Below are 19,521 nucleotides of genomic sequence, written 5' to 3'. Positions count from 1 at the left end.
CTCAGTCGCGGCGGCGTGGCAGGTGTCTCACCAGTTCTGCACACCCAGCACCCAGGCCGTGGCCAGTGCACCGACCAGACACAGCACGGCACCAGCCGCCGCCTGCCAATAGAAACCGCGCGCCAGTTCGTCCTCCCCGGCGTTGGCCAGAATGAAGGGCTGTGCCTCCCTCGGCCTGGCCATCTGATTGTGGGCCGGCTCCTGCGCGCGCAGGCGCTGGCGATCCTCGGCCTCCAGCCGCGCAGCCAGACGCACCCGATCCCATTCCCGCTCATCCAGTTGACCGTTGCCGTCGCTGTCGAAGCGACGCAGCAGGCCGGCGAAGTCGCCCTTCCATTCGCGTATCACCGCGCCCTGCGCCGCCGTCGGATCGAAGCCCTGCTGCGCCGCACCCTGAGTGCGAAAATCGCCGATGGCATACAGCGGCTGGCCGGCATGCAGGCGTTCCTCGACGTAGCGGTAGCGCCTGCCACTGCTCAGAAAGCGCCAGAACCCGGTCTTTACCGGCCCCAACGGATGGCGCAGGTTGCCCTCCCAGCTATCGCGCACCACCGGGCGCACCTCGGCGCCGCGCGGGTCGATCAGGCACTCGCCGGTGCCGTCATCCAGACGCAACCAGGCCTCGCTGCTACCGCGCTCGACCACCCGCCAGGTGCTCTTGTTGTCGCTGGACTGGTATTCCTCGATGCGATAGCGCCACCACAGGCAGGGTTTGCCGGTCAGCGGGCCGCGCACCTCGGCTCCAGGCAACTCGTGCAACACGCCATACAACTCGACATAACCCTGCGCCGCCGAACGGATCTTCGAGGTGGGGGTATCCAGCAGATGGCGCGCCTGCGACCATCGCCGCAGGCACCACCAGGCACCGCTCAGACAGGTGCCGAGGGTGAAAGCCAGGGTGACGAAGAAGCCCAAGGGATCACCCTGCATCATGGTCAGTTGAACAGCGACTTGAGGTCGACGTCGGCCTTCTCCGCCTCGCTGAATACCAGCAGCTCGGCAGCCTGGAAATTGAACATCCGCGCCAGGATCACGTCCGGGAACTGTTCGATGCGCACGTTGTTGAGGTTCACCGCCTCGTTGTACAGCTCGCGGCGGTCGGCGATGCCATTCTCCAGACCGCTGATGCGCTGCTGCAGATGCTGGAAGCTATCGTTGGCCTTGAGCTGCGGATAGTTCTCGGCCAGGGCGAAGAGCTGACCGAGCCCGGCGCGCAGACCGCTTTCGGCCTTGCCCAGGGCGCCCACGTCCTGTTGCTCACGGGCGCTGGCCACGGCGCTGCGGGCGGCGATCACCCGCTCCAGGGTAGCGCCCTCGTACTGCATGTACTGCTTGCAGGTTTCCACCAACTTGGGCAACTCGTCGTGGCGCTGCTTGAGCAACACGTCGATGTTCGACCAGGCCTTGCTCACGCCATGCTTGAGGCGCACCAGGCCGTTGTAGAGGGAAACCGCATAGGCTCCCAGCAGTACGGCGACGACGAGCAGAATCACAGCGGTCAGGCTCATGCAGTTATCTCCATGTAGAACTGCGCAACGGAGCGGGCATTCTAGGGTCTGTTGCCGTTTCGCGCACGGCCGCAACGAAACGGCAGTCGGCCCAGCGCCACCAGCAGAGAGGTTCCGCACAGCTTCGCATAATGGCCTTTACACATAATGCGAAACATTTGCATTATGTCGGGGTTTCGCAGATACGCTCGCGCATCTATCACAACCCGCACACGCAAAGGACTCCGCCATGATTCGTATGCCCCTGGCCTCGGCCAGCCTCCTGGCCATCGCCATTTCTCTAGCCGGTTGCGGTGACGACAAAGCACCGGCCAGCCAAGCCGCCGCTCCGGCCGCCAGCGAGAGCGCCGCTCCGGCAGCCACCGCCAGCAAGGTGGACGAAGCCGCCGCCAAGGCCGTGGTGAATCACTACGCGGATCTGGCCCTGGCCGTGTTCAGCGACGCCGCCAGCACCGGCAAGGCGCTGCAAAGCGCCGTCGACGCCCTGCTCGCCAACCCCAGCGAAGAAACCCTGAAAGCTGCCCGCCAGGCCTGGCTGGCCGCGCGCGTGCCCTACATGCAGAGCGAAGTGTTCCGCTTCGGCAACCCGGTGGTGGACGACTGGGAAGGCCAGCTCAACGCCTGGCCGCTGGATGAAGGCCTGATCGACTACGTCGCCCCCGACTACCAGCATGCGCTGGGTAACCCGGGCGCGCAGGCCAACATCATCGCCAACACCGAGATCCAGGTCGGCGAAGACAAGATCGACGTCAGCAACATCACAGGCGATCTGCTGGCCAGCCTGAACGAGCTGGGCGGCTCCGAAGCCAACGTCGCCACCGGCTACCACGCCATCGAATTCCTCCTCTGGGGCCAGGATCTCAACGGCACCAAGCCCGGCGCTGGCGAGCGTCCGTACACCGATTATGTAGTGGGTGAAGGCGCCACCGGCGGCCACAACGAGCGTCGCCGTGCCTACCTGAAGGCCGCCACCGACCTGCTGGTCAAGGATCTCAACGACATGGTCGAGCAGTGGAAGCCCGGCGTCGAAGGCAACTACCGCAGCGAGCTGGTGGCCGACTCCGGCGAGAATGGCCTGCGCAAGATGCTGTTCGGCATGGGCAGCCTGTCCCTCGGCGAGCTGGCTGGCGAGCGCATGAAAGTCGCGCTGGAAGCCAACTCCACCGAAGACGAGCATGACTGCTTCAGCGACAACACCCACAACTCGCACTTCTACAATGGCCTGGGCATCCGCAACGTCTACCTGGGCGAGTACAAGAAGGTCGACGGCAGCACCCTGACCGGCCCGAGCCTGTCGGAGCTGGTGGCCAAGGTCGATCCGCAGACCGACACCACCCTCAAGGCCGACCTCGACGCCACCCAGGCCGAACTGCAGAAGCTGGTGGACAGCGCCGAGAAGGACAACGTGCATTTCGATCAACTGATCGCCGCCGACAACGCCGAGGGCCAGGCCCTGGTGCGTGGTGCCATCGCTGCGCTGGTCAAGCAGACCGGCGCCATCGAGCAGGCCTCGGCCAAGCTCGGCATCGCCGACCTGAACCCGGATACCGCCGATCACCAGTTCTGATCGATCCGTGCGTGACGCAACGGCTCGCCCTCTTGGGGGCGGGCCGTTTTTGTTTGTGGGTTATGGGGGGGCCGAACTGGCAATTCGGTGTTGGCTGTTCTGTGTGTCTGTTCCGAATTACCGCGTTTTTGCTGATGTTCTTGGTTTCGCCCTCCCGGGCGAGTCACTTTTGACGGGCAAAAGTAACCAAAACCCTCCGCCCGGTCATCCGGCCCTCGCTGCGCGAGGGTTCGCTCACTCCATCGCCGCTCCAGAGGCCCGCCACGGTGGGCCATCCCTGGCCCATCGTGGCTTTCGCGGCATCCATGCCGCTCAACCTCTTCCACGACGACTCCGTTCGCCCTCCTGGGCGGGCTCTGCACGCGCCTGAACCTGCGGTAACCCAGAAGTAGCGCGGAGTGCTTTAGCATCAGGTCAGCCGTAGGGCGGACTCAGGAGCGCCAGCGAACAGTCCGCCGGGCCATGCCAAGTTCGGCACCAAGGCTCACGCCTAATACTCCCACCAACGGCGTACTGCTTCGCGAGTACGCCCTTGTATCTCGACCAAAGCCTTTCAGTGAGGCTATGGTTCCCGACTGATCATCGGGGGAGGAGTTGCAAGCCGAGTACGCCCTGAAGCCTTGAGCCTGTAACGTAGATTGCGCTGCGCTCCTCCGCACTCATCCAGTAAGTCCGAACGGTATCCAGAGCCTCGAGCTCGCATAAACAAGGTTGGACGGATGCAGTGACGATCAGCTACCCAAAGGAGGAGGAGATGAGCACAGTTGTGGGTATCGACATCGCCAAGCACACCTTCGACATCGCGACCCTTCAGGCCAATGGCAAGCATCGCACCAAGGCCAAGCTGAGCAACGACCCGAAGGGCTTTAAAGTTCTGCTGCAATGGTTGGGCAAGCATGCTGAACCGCAGGCTTGGATCGTGATGGAGGCGACCGGCATCTATCACGAAGCGCTGGCTGAATGGTTGTACGAGCATGACTATAAGATCTGCGTATTGAATCCGACGCAGATTGCGCTTTATGCCCGCAGCCAGTTGCAGCGCGTGAAGACCGACAAGGTGGACGCCAAGCTGATTGCCGATTATGGCCATCTGCATCAGCATAAGTTGCGTGCCTGGAAGCCCGAGCAACCGGAGATCAAGCGCCTCAAAGCCCTGAATCATCGTCTGAAGGATCTTCAGGAGTTGGAGCGCATGGAACAGAACCGTCTGGACGTGACCAGCGATGTCAAAGTCGCTGCGTCGATTCGGTCGGTACTTGAGCATATTCGCCAGCAGATCGCTGAGACGCTGAAAGCGATCAAGCAGCACTTCGATGACAACGATGACCTACGAGGCCAGCGCGACTTGCTTAAAAGCATCGATGGCATTGCCGACAGAACCGCTACGTTGCTGCTGGCAGAGCTGGGCGACATGCAACGTTTCGGTGACAGTCGCGATGTTACGGCTTTTGCAGGTTTGAACCCTAAGCTGCAGGACTCGGGGAAGCACAAAGGGCATGTGCGCATATCGCGGATGGGCTCTTCAGTGTTACGTGCAGGGCTTTACCTGCCAGCAGTAGTCTCCCTGACCCACAACGCCGCGATCCGAGCGATGGCCAAGCGGCTAAAGGCACGAGGCAAGGCCGGCAAACAGATCGTCTGCGCGGCCATGCGCAAGCTGCTTTGCATCGCTTACGGCGTACTCAAATCCGGCAAACCCTTTGACCCGCAGCTAGCCATTGCGAGATGACGGGTAAGACGGTATCTACTAGAACACACCGAGCAGCCTGTGGAATGCCGGTTCGTTCAGGCGCGCAAATTCCCCCTTCAGGAGGCCGAACGTAGGCACTGCGCAGGGGGCGAGCGGCATGGATGCCGCGAGATACCGATGGCGGCCCCGCGTAATGGGCCAGGGACGGCCCATGTACGCCGACCCCGGAGCGGTGCCGGAGTGAGGGGAGTCGAGCGAAGAATGACGGGGACGCCTAGTTCCGGATGGCGGGGGTGCGTTTCTTTTGCTTACTTTTCTTTGCGCTGGGCGGCATTCCGATTTCAAAGAAAAGTGAGTCGCCCGAGGGGGCGAAACCCGAACTATCTGAACATACCATAGCGGCGTTAGAACACCCGCCCGGGAGGGCGAAGCCAAATACATCAACAAAAACGCGGCAATTCAGAACAAGCTACGGGAGTTTTGGTTGCTGTATGTCAGAGGGCGATGCCCGAAAACAAGACTAAACCACCATCTGCCTCACCACCTCCACCCCACGCTCCATCACCACGCCCTCCAATCCCAACACCTCCCCCAGATCCGAATACACCCCACAGCCCCGCTCACTGACCCACTTCTCCCGCCCATCGGCGCACAGCAGGCGATATTCGAGCACGAAGGGCCGCCGTGCCCGCAAGCCATCCTGCACGCCACGCCAGACCTGTTCGCGGTCGTGCGGATGGATCAGCCCGTTGTAGGTCAGATCCTGGCTGTCGATCAGCCGCTCGGCCGAGTAGCCGGTCAGCTCCAGGCAACCGGCACTGACGTACTCCATGCTCCAGTGGCGGTTGTTGCGGCAGCGATAGACCATGGCCGGCAGGCCGTCGAGCAGATTGCTCAGGCTGCGATGGCGCGCCAGCAACCGTTCGCGCTGCGGCATCTGCGCGCTGACGTCGCTCAAGGTGAGCAGATGATCCGTGGCACAGCGCCGTGCACGTACATCGGCCCAGCGCAGTTCGCCGGCCCGTGTGGTATAGCGCAGGCAACCGCTCCAGAGGGGTTGCGTCGGGGTCAGGCCATGCAGGCCAAGCTGCCAGGCGACGTGATCCTCCAGATGCAGAAAGGCCTCGTGCTCACGCCCAATGCACTCGCCAGCGCGATAGCCGCTGAAGGTCTCCCAGCCACGATTGACCCGGCACAGCCGCCCTTGCCCGTCGAGCTGGATCAGCGCCAGGGGCAATTCGTCGGCGCCCGGCCAGGGTAGCCGGGCCACCAGCCAATGCAGCAACCCCTTCATGGAAATTCCCCCGAATGACGATGCACCCAGGCCGCCAGCTCCAGGCGCGAGCGCAGGTTGAGCTTGCTCAGCAGGTGCTTGACGTAGACCTTCACGGTGCCATCGCTGATACCGAGCTGGCGGCCGATCAGCTTGTTGCTGAAACCTTCGGCGATCAGCGCCAGGGTCTGCCGCTCGCGCTCGGTGAGTTCGATACGCGCCACTGGGGCAGCGGCGTCGCGCTCGCCGAGGCTGCTGGCGAGCAGTCGTGAAAGGGCCGGGTCAAGCCGGCTCTGGCCATGAGCACAGGCACTGACCGCCGCCAGCAGCTCTTCCGGCTCGCTGTCCTTGAGCAGGTAGCCGTCGGCGCCTGCCCGCAATGCCGGCAGCACATCCTCGCGCGCTGCCGAGGCGCTGAGCACCATGACGCTGATTTCCGGCTGGTCGCGCTTGAGGCACTCAAGGGTCTCCAGGCCACCCTGCCCCGGCATGTGCAGGTCGAGCAGGATCAGCGCCGGGTTCAGCGCGCGTGCCAGGGCGATGCCCTCGCGGCCAGTGGACACGCTGCCAACCACGCGAAACTCGCCGCTACTCTCGAACAGCTCGGCCAGGCCACGGCGCAGCATGGGGTGATCGTCGATCAGCAGCAGGTCGAAAGGCGCGTTCATGCCACCCCCCAGCGCAACAGCACGCGCGTGCCGCCCGTCGGTGCCGACTCGATGCGCAACTCGGCGCCAATGGCGGCGGCACGCTCACGCATGATGTGCAGGCCGAAATGCCCCGTCGGCGGCAACTGCTGCGGCAGGCCGACACCGTCGTCGCACACCTCGACGGCGCCACCGTCGGCGCTCGGCCACAGGCGAATCCATACCTGCCGGGCATGGGAGTGGCGCACCACGTTGGCCAGTGCCTCGCGGACGATCTGCAGCACCTGCAGTTCGCTCTCGGCCGGCAGGCAGTGCCCAGGGAGGCGATTGTCCAGGCTGAACACGCAACTGCTGCTACGGGCGAACTCGGCGACAGACGCCTCCAGGGCCTGGCGCAAGGTGCGGCCATCCATGGTCAGGCGCGCGCTGCTGATCAGTTCGCGCACCTGGCGTTGCAGGGTGCGCAGGGTGTCGCGCAGATCGTCGAGCATGGCATCGGCCTGTTCGCGTTGCTGCGGATCGGCCAGCACCTGCTGCAGGCGGCTGCTGCGAATCTGCAGGTAACCGAGCTGTTGCGCCACCGAATCGTGCAGCTCGCGCGCCAGCACGCCACGCTCGGCACTCAGCTCGCTGCGGCGCAAACGGCGTTCCTCGGCGAAGGCCTGCAGCACCTCGGCCAGTTGCCGGCCGATCAGGCGCAGACACTCGCGCTGACGGGCATCGGGGCGCCGGGCGAATGCCACCTGCAGCGAGGCGACGCGCTGCTGTTCCAGGTGCAAACCGCACAGGGCGAGAAAGCGTCCCTGCTCCAGACAGCGCCCGCATAGCTGCAGCGACCCCGGCGACACACCCGCCAGGTCATGAACGCCATCGGTGCAAGGCAACGGCTCGCCCAACAGACGCCAACCCAGCACTCCCGCCTGCGGCAGCAACAGGCTGACCTGTGTGGCCTGCAGGGCGTCCTCCAGCAGTGGCAGCAAGGCACGCAGGGGGGCTTCGATGCTGCCCTGCTGCAGGGCGCGCAACGGCAGCTCCAGCAGCGCCTGGCGATAGGCAGGCAATGCCGTCTCGACCGGCCTGGCCGGGTGCACGGTGAGCAGGGAACGCAACAACGCCTGGAACATCCAGCCTCCGTTCGAGCGGGGATTCTCAGCAGGCTTCAGCAAGTTCCATGCCCCATCCGCACGGAACAGATCACACTGAAAGAAAGAAAAATTCTCTATAGGAATTTATCCACCTACCTGCATCTGCACCAATCCGACGCCAGCGCGCCTCCGATCAGGGCAGCGCCCCTGCTTCGATTACCCCCAAGGAGGTATCCCCAACGGGCGAATTGCGATGGGGTGCTGAGCCCGTAAGGTAATTCTCACGAGGAAATTTCAATTCCTGACAATCATCAAAACGATCCGCACGGGAGAGCTTCCATGACCACTCGCATCGCCATCATCGGCGCCGGCCCCTGCGGCCTGGCCCAGCTTCGCGCCTTCCAGTCCGCCGCTGCCAAGGGGGCGGAGATTCCCGAACTGGTCTGCTTCGAAAAGCAGAGCGACTGGGGTGGCATGTGGAACTACACCTGGCGCACCGGTCTCGACGAACACGGCGAGCCGGTACACGGCAGCATGTACCGCTACCTGTGGTCGAACGGGCCGAAGGAATGCCTGGAGTTCGCCGACTACACCTTCGACGAGCACTTCGGTCGCCCGATGGGCTCCTACCCGCCGCGCGAAGTGCTGTGGGACTACATCAAGGGCCGCGTCGAAAAGGCCGGCGTGCGCAAGTACATCCAGTTCAACAGCACCGTGCGCGGGGTGGTCTTCGACGAAGCCAGCGGCCAGTTCGAGGTCACCGTGCACAGCTACGACCACGACCTCACCCGTACCGAGCGCTTCGACTACGTGGTGGTCGCCAGCGGCCACTTCTCCACCCCCAATGTGCCTTACTTCGAGGGTTTCGAGAGCTTCGCCGGGCGCGTACTGCATGCCCATGATTTTCGCGATGCGCTGGAATTCAAGGGCAAGGATGTGCTCATCGTCGGTTCCAGCTACTCGGCCGAGGACATCGGCTCGCAGTGCTACAAGTACGGCGCCCGCTCGATCACCAGTTGCTACCGCAGCGCGCCGATGGGCTACAAGTGGCCGGAAAACTGGGAGGAAAAACCGCTGCTGAGCCACGTCAAAGGCAGCACTGCGTTCTTTGCCGACGGCACCAGCAAGCACGTCGATGCCATCGTCCTGTGTACCGGCTACAAGCACCACTTCCCCTTCCTGGCCGAGAACCTGCGCCTGAAGACCGACAACCGCCTGTGGCCGCTGAATCTGTACAAGGGCGTGTTCTGGGAGGACAACCCCAAGCTGATCTACCTCGGTATGCAGGATCAGTGGTACAGCTTCAACATGTTCGACGCCCAGGCCTGGTACGCCCGCGACGTGATCCTCGGGCGCATCGCCCTGCCCGACCACGCCGCCATGCACGCCGAAGACCAGGCCTGGCGCGAAGAGGAACTGACCCTGAAGAACGCCCAGGAAATGTTCGAGTTCCAGGGCAAGTACATCCAGACCCTGATCGACGCCACCGACTACCCCAGCTTCGACATCGCCGCGGTGAACCGCACCTTCCTCGACTGGAAGCACGACAAGTACGAGGACATCATGGGCTACCGCAACAAGTGCCACCGCTCGCTGATGACCGGCACCCTGGCCACGCCCCATCACACCCCCTGGCTGGAGGCGCTGGATGATTCCCTCGAAGCCTACCTGGCCGACTCGCCGCAGACAGCCATCAAGGCCGTGGGCTGAGCGCCGCGCACGCCCCGTAGGGTGCGCCGTGCGCACCGGCAGCCATCCATAAGAACCCAGGTGCCTTGCATGCAGATGCCCGTGATTTCCCGGCCATACGAGCCGGCTCTGTTCGCCCGTGCCCCCGGCCTGGAGCGCCACCGCGTCGCCCCTGGCGGCCTGACGGTGATCGCCCTGGAGCCGGGTGACCACCTCGAGGTGATCGATCTGGAGGGCGACCAGTTGGCCGAGCTACTGGCCTTCGACGAAACGGGTCGCGAGGCGCTCGCTGCCCTCGGCCTGCCAAGCAGCCCCAGCGCCGATTTCATCGCGCGCCTGCTCAGCGATGGCAGCCGCGAATCACAACAGGTCGCCAGTGGTCTGCTCAAACGCCACATCGACTGCCGCCACCTGCCCATGGCCGCGCGCCTCTGGCAGGCGGGTACACCCGCCGGTTTCACTCGCAGCCTCACCGCTGACGCAGCCTTGCTGGTGGTCGTTGCCGCCCCAGGCGGACAGACAGCGGTGGACAGCCAGCAGCGCGCCAGCGAGCTGCGCCTGATCATTCAGCGCGCCAACCCGTCGAGCCTGCTGATCCCCACCCTGCCAGCGCCCCTCGGCGAAGTGCTCGACGAGTTCACCATCGCCCCCGGCACGGCACGCGACTATGTGGTCGCGGCCGGCCAGTACATCCAGGTGATCGACGTCGCCGGCCGGCAGTGCTCGGACTTCGTCGCCTTCGACCGGCGCGGCCTCGATGCCGGCCGCGAGATCGACCTCGACCCCACCGTCACCCGTACCCTGAATGGCAACGCCTACCCCGGCCCGGGCCTGTTCAGCCGCTTCTATGATCGCGACCTGCAACCGATGTTGGAGGTGGTACGCGACACGGTGGGCCGCCACGACACCTTCGCCCTGGCCTGCACGGCGCGCTACTACGAGGCGCAGGGCTATTTCGGCCACGCCAACTGCAGCGACAACCTCAGCCGTGCCCTCGCCGCCCATGGCGTGCAGGGGCGGCGCGGCTGGCCGGCAATCAACTTCTTCTTCAACACCGGGGTCGATGCGCACCAGCAGCTTACGCTGGATGAGCCCTGGTCGCGCCCCGGCGACTATGTGCTGCTGCGCGCACAGCGTGAGCTGGTGTGCGCCAACAGTTCCTGCCCGGACGACATCGACCCGGCCAACGGCTGGCAGCCGACCGACATCCATATCCGCGTGTATGCCGACAAGGAGCGCTTCAGTATCGCCATGGCCAACCGCAAGACGCCCGACGCCGACCCGGTGCTGACCCGCGAAAGCGGCTTTCACCCGGGCACATCCGCCCTCACCCGCCAGTTCGTCGACTATCGCGGCTGGTGGACGCCCACCCAGTTCGACGGCTACGGCACCCTGGCCGAATACCACGCCTGCCGCGAGCGGGTGGCGGTGATGGACCTATCCGCCCTGCGCAAGTTCGAGGTGCTCGGCCCGGATGCCGAGGCCCTGCTCAACCATTGCCTGACCCGCGACGTGCGCAAGCTGGCGGTTGGCCAGGTGGTGTACAGCGCCATGTGCTATGAGCACGGCGGCATGCTTGACGACGGCACGCTGCTGCGCCTCGGCTCCGACGCCTTCCGCTGGATCGGCGGCGAGGACTTCGGCGGCGACTGGCTACGCCAGCAGGCCGAGAAGCTGGGCATGAAGGTGTGGATCAAGTCCGCCTCCGAGCAGATCAACAATATCGCCGTGCAAGGCCCGCTATCGCGCGAATTGCTCAAGCAGATGATCTGGACGCCGGGCACTCAGCCCAGGCTGGAGGAGCTGGGCTGGTTCCGTTTTCTCATCGGCCGGCTGGACGGCTACGACGGCGCGCCGCTGATGGTCTCGCGCACCGGCTACACCGGCGAACTGGGCTATGAGATCTGGTGCCACCCGAACGATGCGATGAAGGTCTGGCAGCGCCTCTGGCAACTGGGCGAGCCGCTGGGCCTGGCGCCGCTCGGCCTGCATGCGCTGGACATGCTGCGCATCGAGGCCGGGCTGATCTTCGCCGGCTACGAGTTCGACGACCAGACCGATCCGTTCGAGGCGGGCATCGGTTTCTGCGTACCGCTCAAGAGCAAGCAGGACGACTTCATCGGTCGCGACGCCCTGCTGCGGCGCAAGGAGCACCCAATGCAGCAACTGGTCGGCCTGGCGCTGGACGGCAACGAGCCGGCCGCCCACGGCGACTGCGTGCATGTCGGCCGCGCCCAGGTCGGCGTGATCACCAGCGCCACGCGCTCCCCTGTGCTGGGCAAGAACATCGCCCTGTGCCGCCTGGCGGTGGACTACTGCACGCCCGGCACCCGCGTGGAAGTCGGCAAGCTCGACGGTCAGCAGAAGCGCATCGGTGCCACGGTCGCCACCGGCACCGTGGCCTATGACCCGGACAAGAGCCGGGTCAGGGCCTGATGCCCTGGGTGCGCACCATGGACGCTTCACTGCAACGACCTTCGGTGCGCACGGCGCACCCTACGCGTGAAGGCACCGGCCGCACTGTAGGGTGCGCTACGCGCACCATGAACACTTCGCTGCAACGGCTTTCGGTGCGCACAGCGCACCCTACGGTGTGATGGCACCGACCGCACTGTAGGGTGCGCTGCGCGCACCACGGACGCTTCGCTGCAACGAGGTTCGGTGCGCACGGCGCACCCTACGCGTGAAGGCATCGGCCGCACTGTAGGGTGCGCTGCGCGCACCATGGACGCTTCACTGCAACGACCTTCGGTGCGCACGGCGCACCCTACGCGTGAAGGCACCGACCGCACTGTAGGGTGCGCTACGCGCACCATGAACACTTCGCTGCAACGGCGTTCGGTGCGCACAGCGCACCCTACGCGTGAAGGCACCGACCGCACTGTAGGGTGCGCTACGCGCACCACGGACGCTTCACTGCAACGGCGTTCGGTGCGCACGGCGCACCCGCGTGGAGGGCACCGAGCGGAATTGGACAAGGAATTGCTAGGCAAGCAAGCAGTGCCCTAGTCAACGTCCAAGGAGGATCGGCCGATGTGGTTCAGCAATACCACCGGAAACCTGGTCAGCGAACTCAACCAATGGCTCGAACACCTGCTCAGCCAGCGCCAGCCAGCCAACGAACGCCCGCACCTGCAGCGACAGCCGCAGTTGCTCGGCAGCCTGGAGCGCCTGCAGCGTGACTGGGAGGAACTGCAGCGTATTCGCCAGCACAGTGAGCAACAGCCGCCAGTCCCCTGTACTGCCGCAGAATATGCCGCGCTGCAACAGCGCCTGACCCTGACCGAACGACAATGCGCGCAGCTCGCAGATGAGCTGCGCGCCAGCCAGGCACAGAACCATAGTTTGGCGGCCGAACAGGCGCATTGGGAGGAGGAGCGCCAGGTCTGGGAGCTGACCAAGCGCACCCTGACCGAAGGTTGCTGGGCGATGAACGTGGTGGACGGCGACCCCGACCACCCACAGAACCTGATCCGCTGGTCCGAGCAGTTCCGCGAGCTGATCGGCTACAGCCACGCCGAGTTTCCCGATGGTTGGGACAGTTACTTCCAGGTGGTCAACCCGGATGACCTCAAGGCGGTGATGCAGGCCTTCAACGCCTCGATGGTGGACAAGAGCGGCGATGGTTTCTACGCCGTGGAATACCGCATGCGCCACAAGCGCCGTGGCGAAGTCTGGTTTCGCGAGCGTGGCCGCTGCCTGCGCGATGCCCAGGGCAAGCTGCTTTACGTCACCGGCGCGGTGCGCGAGATCAGCGACGAGAAGGCCGCCGCCAGCCTGCAGGAACGCGAACAGGCGAGCATCCAGGCCACCTATGGGCAGATCGCTCAGGTCGCCGGGGTGATCAAGGGCATCGCCGAGCAAACCAACCTACTGGCCCTCAACGCCGCCATCGAGGCCGCCCGCGCCGGCGAGCAAGGCCGTGGTTTCGCCGTGGTCGCCGACGAGGTGCGCAACCTGGCACGACGCACCCAGGAGTCGGTGCAGCAGATTCAAAGCATGTTGCAGAAGAACCCCTGAGGCACGACCCATTTTCAGGCGTGGTGCCCACTCGATGAACACAAAGAGGGCATTTTTAAACCAGATGTTTCCGAGACGCGCGGCCACAGGGCCGTGCCAGCAGATGGACTTCTGGCACAAGGATTGCCTATTCACACAGGGAACTTTTTATAACTACAGATAAATAACGACCTGAACGGCATCTACCTGAAGTCCCACTGCCAAGACCGACAGACATTCCAAGAACAGCATCGAGGATTGAAAGATGGAAGAGCAGAAGATACCCACTCTGGAGGAGCTACAAGCTCTGATAGAGATGACCAACACCCTGAATATGGAAATATTCTACTGGTGGTGTGTCGCCCTGATGATCATGATTCACGCCGGTTTCCTGTCCTACGAAATCGGCGCGTCGCGCCTGAAGAACGCGCTGGCCGCTGGCGTGAAGAACATCCTCGCCTTCGGCTTCATCGTCCCCAGCGTGTTCCTGCTCGGCTGGGCGGTCTACAACGGCTTTCCGGACGGCATCGTGCCGCGCATGGACGCCATCCTCGCCGGCATGCCGTGGAGCCAGTCCATGGGGCCGAACATCAGCGATAACGCCACCGGCATTTTCTGGGCCGCCTTCGCCATGTTCGCCGCCACCACCGGCTCGATCCTCTCCGGTGCGCTGATCGAACGTACACGGATGAGCGCCTTCATCATCATGACCATCTTCCTCGGCGGCTTCCTCTGGCTGGTGGCGGCGTCCTGGGGCTGGCACCCGCAAGGCTGGCTCACCGTCAAATGGGGCTTCCATGACGTCGGCGCCGCCGGCTGCGTGCACATGATCGCCGGCTTCTTCACCCTGGCGGTGGTGATCAACCTCGGCGCGCGTATCGGCCGCTTCAACGCCGACGGCAGTGCCAACGCCATCGTCGGCCACAGCATGCCGATGAGCGTGGTCGGTCTGATGATGATCATCGTCGGCTTCTTCGGCTTCCTCGGTGGTTGCATCATCTACAACTCGGGCGCGCAGTGGATCAACATCTACGGTGCTCCCACCAACCTCTCGGCCTTCGCCTTCAACACCCTGATGGGCTTCGCCGGCGGCCTGATCGGCGCCTACCTGACCACCCGCGAGCCGTTCTGGATGATGTCCGGCGGTCTGGTAGGCATCATCTCGGTCGCGCCGGGCCTGGATCTCTACCACCCCGGCCTGGCTTATCTGATCGGCATGGGCGTATCCGCCACTGCGCCGCTGGTCAACAACTTGCTGCTCAAGTTCCGCCTCGACGACGCCGTCGGCGCCTTCGCCGTGCATGGCTTCGGCGGTTTCGCCGGCATCGTCATCAGCGGCATCTTCCTGGCCGGCTACCCGAACGTGAACGGCATGCCGGAGATCAGCTTCCTCGGCCAACTGGGCGGCGCCCTGGTCATGGCAGCGCTGGGCTTCGTGCCGGGCTACCTGATTTCCTATGCCCTGAAGAAAGCCGACCTGCTGCGCGTACCGGCGCATGCCGAGGAGCGTGGTCTGGATCTGACCGAAGTACCGGCCCAGGCCTACCCGGAATGGTCATCAATGTACGGCCAGAGCAACAGCGTCGGCGGCAGTGAGCCGGCAGCGCTGGTTGGCGAAACCAAACCCGCCTGACCAACGAGCGCCCCGCCGTCATCAAGCGGTGGGTCAACCCGAAGCAAAGGAGCATCGCCATGAGCATCACCACTTACGAAGGCGCCAGCGCCGTATTCACCTTCGCCGACAAGCCGACCATCCTGATGGTCATCAGCCTGCTGGTGGCGGGCGTCAGCCTCTATGCGCTGATCGCCACCATGATCCACGAAAAGCACAGCTACGCCCTGCCGGACGAAAAGCTACCCAAACTCAAGTAAGCCCACTGCCGGCGGCAAGGGCCGCCGGCCCTTCCAGGCGTTGCGCCTGCCGGGCATGCACACTGCGCAACGCTCTTTATGCAACAGCGCCCAGGTCGAATACGACCTGGCCCTGGGACATCGAGGAAGTAGTCCATGGCCTGGTTCAAGCCCCCCGCCCCCACTCTGTCGGACTGGCAGCGAGCCTTGCTCGCTGGTGATATCGAAACGGCCCTCGCGCAGGACGATAGCAGCTTGCCCGAACGCTTGCGGAGTTGCCTCGAACGCGGCCTGAGCGACCCACCCGTCAGCGACGGGCGCGCCCTCGGCCTGCTTTGTGGGCGTCTCGAAGCGCTGCAACGACACACCCTGCAGGCCATCGAGCAGAGCGAAAACAACCTGGGCGAGATTGCCGCACGCAGTGGCGAGCAACTGACCTACCTCGACCATACCCGTGGCTTTCTTCAGCACAGCAGCCAAAGCGCCGATGAACTGCGCGGCAAGCTGGCCTGCGAGCTGGACAATACCCAACGGTTCTTCGCCAGCCAGTTCGCCGAACTGCAACAAGCCATCGAGGAGCGCACCAGTGCCTCGCATCAGGTGATCCGCGCCATCGACGAGATCGGCCGCACCGTGCAACTGCTGTCGATCAATGCCGCCATCGAAGCGGCGCACGCTGGCGATGCCGGGCGTGGCTTCGCCGTGGTCGCCACGGAAATTCGCGACCTGGCCTTGCGCACCCAGGCCAACACCCGCCAGGCCTTCGAGCAGATCGACATGTCGCAACTCAGCGCACGCCTGGCGACCCTGCTCGAAAGTGCCGAGGCGCAGCTACAACAGCTCAGCGGCCAGGTCGGCACTTCGTTGAGCAGCCTGCATGACCTGTTCGGCCAGATGGCTGGGCGCCTCGATGAGATAGAGGGCAACAATCGCGTCATCGCCGCCGGCGTGCAACTCGGCATGAGTACCGATGCGCAACTGCGCGGGCGCAGCAACTGGAGCCGCGCCCTGCTCAGCGACCTCAGCTCGGTATACGCCAGCACGCAGCCCAAGCAAGGCCTGCAACGCCTGCTGCACGAGGAGCGCCTGCAACTCGACCCAGACTACGATCGCCTGGCCGACATCCGCGCCCGCGGCGAACTGCGCGTGGCCATCGAACCCGCTTTCAAGGGTCTGTCCTTCCGCAGCGAGCCAGGTGCCGAACTACAAGGGCTGGATGCCGAACTGGCGCGGGCCTTCGCGCGCTGGCTGGGGGTCAAGTGCCGCTTCATCGAACACCCCTGGGATCGCTGCCTGCAACTGCTGGAGGCCGGTGCCCAACGCCGCGAGAGCGAGGCTGACCTGGTATGGAGCGCCATGCCACCGATGCCCGGCTATGACCGAGTGGCCTTCTCCATGCCCTACGTGTTCCTGCCTTATGTGCTGGCCAAGCGCGCCGGCGACACGCGCATCCAGGGCGTCGAGGATCTGGCCGACAAGGTGCTCGGCTGCATCAACGACCCAGCCGCCATGGCCACCCTGGAAGAACGTGGCCTGCGCTGGCAGGCCAACCGGCTCAAACCGGGCGGCAAGGTCGAACTGGCCAATCTGTTGGCCTACAGCGACCAGAGCCTGATCCATGAATGTCTGGCCAACGGCACGGTGGACGCTTTCGCCGTCGATCTGCCGATCTACCACTGGGCCTGCCAGGGCGAACGCAGCCCCTGGCGCGGGCGCCTGGAGATCCTGCCAGGTAACCTCAGCCCCAGTCTGTGGTACTACTCCGCCGCCGTGGCCAATCAGCCGAGCAATGCCGCGCTGCTGAGCAGCATCGACCAGTTCATCGCCCACTACCGTAAACAACCGGCCTATCGCGAATTGGTGCAACGCTGGTTGGGCAAGGTCTATGACGACAGCCAATGGCGCTTCGCCGCTGGCATTCATGATGCACGCAGCCTGGCCCGTGCCTGATGACCTCATCAGGGCCATGTCCGCTTCGTCGAAAGGCCCGCCAACAAGCCAGCGGTGGGCCTCAGCCTCTGCGCAGACGCCACCAGCGGCTGCCATGCCATGGCGGTGGCATGTTACCCAGGCTTGATCTCCTGGCCTGCATACACACCTTCGGGCGCCCACCTGCACCGCTCGGTAACATCTTGCACAGCATGTTCAATGAGGATGGCATATCGCTATACAAAAGTAGCGAAGCGCCATTGCGATATCTGTTCTAGACTCGATTTCAAGGATGACCGCTTACTTGGAAAGCGGCATGTCAGGAAAGCCCGAGTTCGATTGGCGCACAGCCATACGAACCTCAGAGCCCTCCTGCCTTTTGCCCCGGACTCCCAACTCCATTTCTTACTCCGCGTTCAAGGCCATGCCAACGAACGCGACCGATCGCCTGGCGATCGATCCAGGAGCCTCACTTCACACGACAGCCCCGCTCGAGGGCGTGCGGATGGACGCAGGATGCATGAATAGGCTGCGGCCCTTGTTCTTGCGTGCATCAGAACAATCCGCCCATAAGAAACATGTTCATGGCAGGTGCCCTTATGTCGTCCCAGAACACTCGCTTTTCCATCCGAACGCTACTGTATGCCAGCTATGGCTGCCTCCTGGCACTGCTGCTGCTGATAGCGGGCGTCTCGTTCTACAACATCACAGCAGCGGACAGGGACTTCGCCGACTACATCAACGGGATCGAAACCCGTACACGGCTGGCCAACCAGCTCAGCAATGCCGTCAAGGACAGGGCTGTCGCACTGCGTAATCTGGCACTCAACAGCGAACCGGCCGAGCGTGGGGCAAAGCGTGACTTCATCGCTCGGCACGAAAAGGATGTCGTCGACAAGCTCGCAGCCCTGCGCCAGGCGATGACCACGCACAGCGACGTGTCGAGCCCAGGGCGTGAGTTGTTTTCCCGCATCGAACAGCTAGAGGCACGCTATAGCAAGGTCGCCCATGAAATTGCCGAGCACCTGTTCAATGGTGAGGATGTCGAAGCGAAACGCATGGTCAAGGAGCAGTGCACCCCCTTGCTCGAGGAGTTGACCGGCACCATCGAGCAATACCTCGAGCACGCTATCGAGCAAGGCAAACAGCACGTTCTGGCGAACGAGGCGCACGCGCTGCAACAACGCAACATCCTCATCGCCATCACCGTCATCAGCTTCCTGCTCGCCGCCCTGCTGGGCCATCTGATCAGCCGTTACCTGCTGCGCGCACTGGGCGCCGAGCCGAGCGACCTCAACCAGATCGCCCAACGCGTGGCCGAAGGCGACCTGCGCACGATGGAAAAAAGCCTGAACAGCGCCGAGAACAGCGTGCTCGCTGCGCTGCAGCGCATGCAGCAGAACCTGCGCCAGGTGACCCAGGACATCGACAGCTCCTCGCGCACCGTGGCCCATTCCAGCCAGGAGCTGAGCGAGTCGAGCCTGCGCAACGCCGAAAGCGTGGCTCAAGCTCAGCGCGAAGTGGAGCAGATCGTCACCGCCGTGCACGAAATGGCGGCGACCGTGCAGGACGTGGCACGCAATGCCGAGTCCGCCGCGCAGGCCGCCAGCGAGGCCGACCAGGCCGCCGCGCAAAGTCAGCAGAAGGCCGGCCATGCGGTGAGCCTGATCAGCGAACTGGCCCAGGTGATCGACAGCTCCAGCGAGGCCATGGGACGTCTGAAGACCGAAAGCAGCAACATTGGCAGCGTGCTCGACGTGATCAAGTCGGTGGCCGATCAGACCAACCTGCTGGCGCTCAACGCCGCCATCGAAGCAGCCCGTGCCGGCGAGGCCGGCCGTGGATTTGCCGTGGTTGCCGATGAAGTGCGCAGCCTGGCCCGGCGCACCCAGGAGGCCACCACCGAGATCGAGGGGCTGATCGCCAACCTGCAACGCATCGCCGACGAAACCGCGCGCTACATGGAGCGCTGCCAGAGCTCCAGTTCGCAATCGGTTTCCGGGGTTTCCGAAGCCGGTGAGGCGGTGGCCCGCATCGTCAGCATGATCGAGCGTATCAATGGCATGAACCAGCAGATCGCCACGGCGGCCGAGCAGCAGAGTGCAGTGGCCGAAGAGATCAGCCGTGGCATTGTCTCGGTACGCGACAGCACGGAGCAATCCGCCGACGCCTTCCAGCATGCGCAGCAGGAGAGCGAGAGCCTGGCACGCACCAGCGAAGCCCTGCGCGGCAACATCGCTCACTTCCGTCTGTGAGCAACTCAGCTGCGCGGCTCATCAGGCC

At 64.1% G+C, this 19,521-nt stretch carries 13 protein-coding genes and 1 pseudogene; 9 read left to right on the top strand and 5 right to left on the bottom strand.

Going from position 1 to position 19,521, the window contains the following annotated elements; all coding sequences use genetic code 11:
- Positions 1–27: 27 nt before the first annotated feature.
- Together OU800_RS06265 and OU800_RS06260 are read right to left on the bottom strand one after the other, a co-directional pair.
- Positions 28–933 (bottom strand): GIDE domain-containing protein, encoded by a 906-nt coding sequence (locus OU800_RS06265; protein WP_268182056.1) that lies wholly within the window; start codon positions 931–933, stop codon positions 28–30.
- A gap of 2 nt (positions 934–935) precedes the next feature.
- Positions 936–1,508 (bottom strand): LemA family protein, encoded by a 573-nt coding sequence (locus tag OU800_RS06260; protein WP_268182054.1) that lies wholly within the window; start codon positions 1,506–1,508, stop codon positions 936–938.
- A 229-nt stretch (positions 1,509–1,737) separates the two neighbouring features.
- Between OU800_RS06260 and OU800_RS06255 the strand changes: the two genes are divergently transcribed.
- Together OU800_RS06255 and OU800_RS06250 are read left to right on the top strand one after the other, a co-directional pair.
- On the top strand, positions 1,738–3,075 hold the full coding sequence (locus tag OU800_RS06255) for an imelysin family protein (protein WP_268182052.1): 1,338 nt from the start codon (positions 1,738–1,740) through the stop codon (positions 3,073–3,075).
- A 754-nt stretch (positions 3,076–3,829) separates the two neighbouring features.
- Positions 3,830–4,804, top strand: coding sequence for an IS110 family transposase (locus OU800_RS06250; RefSeq protein ID WP_268179870.1), 975 nt, complete (start codon positions 3,830–3,832; stop codon positions 4,802–4,804).
- 481 nt (positions 4,805–5,285) lie between these two features.
- On the opposite strand, the gene OU800_RS06245 is transcribed toward OU800_RS06250, so the two are convergent.
- From OU800_RS06245 to OU800_RS06235, 3 genes are read right to left on the bottom strand one after another with little or no spacing between them, the layout of a single operon-like run.
- Positions 5,286–6,059: a PAS domain-containing protein gene (locus OU800_RS06245; protein WP_268182050.1), complete on the bottom strand. Its 774-nt coding sequence runs from the start codon at positions 6,057–6,059 to the stop codon at positions 5,286–5,288.
- Positions 6,056–6,706, bottom strand: coding sequence for a response regulator (locus tag OU800_RS06240; protein ID WP_268182048.1), 651 nt, complete (start codon positions 6,704–6,706; stop codon positions 6,056–6,058). Before OU800_RS06240 ends, OU800_RS06245 begins: the two co-directional genes overlap by 4 nt.
- Entirely contained in the window at positions 6,703–7,809 is a 1,107-nt protein-coding gene (locus OU800_RS06235; protein WP_268182046.1) for an ATP-binding protein, read from the bottom strand. Before OU800_RS06235 ends, OU800_RS06240 begins: the two co-directional genes overlap by 4 nt.
- Before the next feature lie 300 nt (positions 7,810–8,109).
- Between OU800_RS06235 and OU800_RS06230 the strand changes: the two genes are divergently transcribed.
- The 7 genes and pseudogenes from OU800_RS06230 to OU800_RS06195 all read left to right on the top strand — a co-directional run bounded on the left by OU800_RS06230 (position 8,110) and on the right by OU800_RS06195 (position 19,493).
- On the top strand, positions 8,110–9,480 hold the full coding sequence (locus OU800_RS06230) for an NAD(P)-binding domain-containing protein (protein ID WP_268182044.1): 1,371 nt from the start codon (positions 8,110–8,112) through the stop codon (positions 9,478–9,480).
- A gap of 69 nt (positions 9,481–9,549) precedes the next feature.
- A complete protein-coding gene (locus OU800_RS06225) occupies positions 9,550–11,895 on the top strand; it encodes a DUF1989 domain-containing protein (RefSeq protein WP_268182042.1) in 2,346 nt (781 codons plus the stop codon).
- A 597-nt stretch (positions 11,896–12,492) separates the two neighbouring features.
- Positions 12,493–13,464 (top strand): annotated as a pseudogene (locus OU800_RS24115) (methyl-accepting chemotaxis protein); the annotation flags it as partial.
- Between the two features lie 259 nt (positions 13,465–13,723).
- On the top strand, positions 13,724–15,091 hold the full coding sequence (locus tag OU800_RS06210; RefSeq protein WP_268182040.1) for an ammonium transporter: 1,368 nt from the start codon (positions 13,724–13,726) through the stop codon (positions 15,089–15,091).
- Between the two features lie 59 nt (positions 15,092–15,150).
- Entirely contained in the window at positions 15,151–15,330 is a 180-nt protein-coding gene (locus OU800_RS06205) for a hypothetical protein (protein WP_268182038.1), read from the top strand.
- Between the two features lie 135 nt (positions 15,331–15,465).
- A complete protein-coding gene (locus OU800_RS06200) occupies positions 15,466–17,259 on the top strand; it encodes a methyl-accepting chemotaxis protein (RefSeq protein WP_268182036.1) in 1,794 nt (597 codons plus the stop codon).
- Between the two features lie 578 nt (positions 17,260–17,837).
- A complete protein-coding gene (locus OU800_RS06195; protein ID WP_268184217.1) occupies positions 17,838–19,493 on the top strand; it encodes a methyl-accepting chemotaxis protein in 1,656 nt (551 codons plus the stop codon).
- The last annotated feature ends 28 nt before the right edge of the window (positions 19,494–19,521 follow it).

The organism is Pseudomonas sp. GOM7 (genome assembly GCF_026723825.1).
Classification (GTDB): domain Bacteria; phylum Pseudomonadota; class Gammaproteobacteria; order Pseudomonadales; family Pseudomonadaceae; genus Aquipseudomonas.
This window is presented reverse-complemented; position numbering and strand designations above follow the sequence as displayed.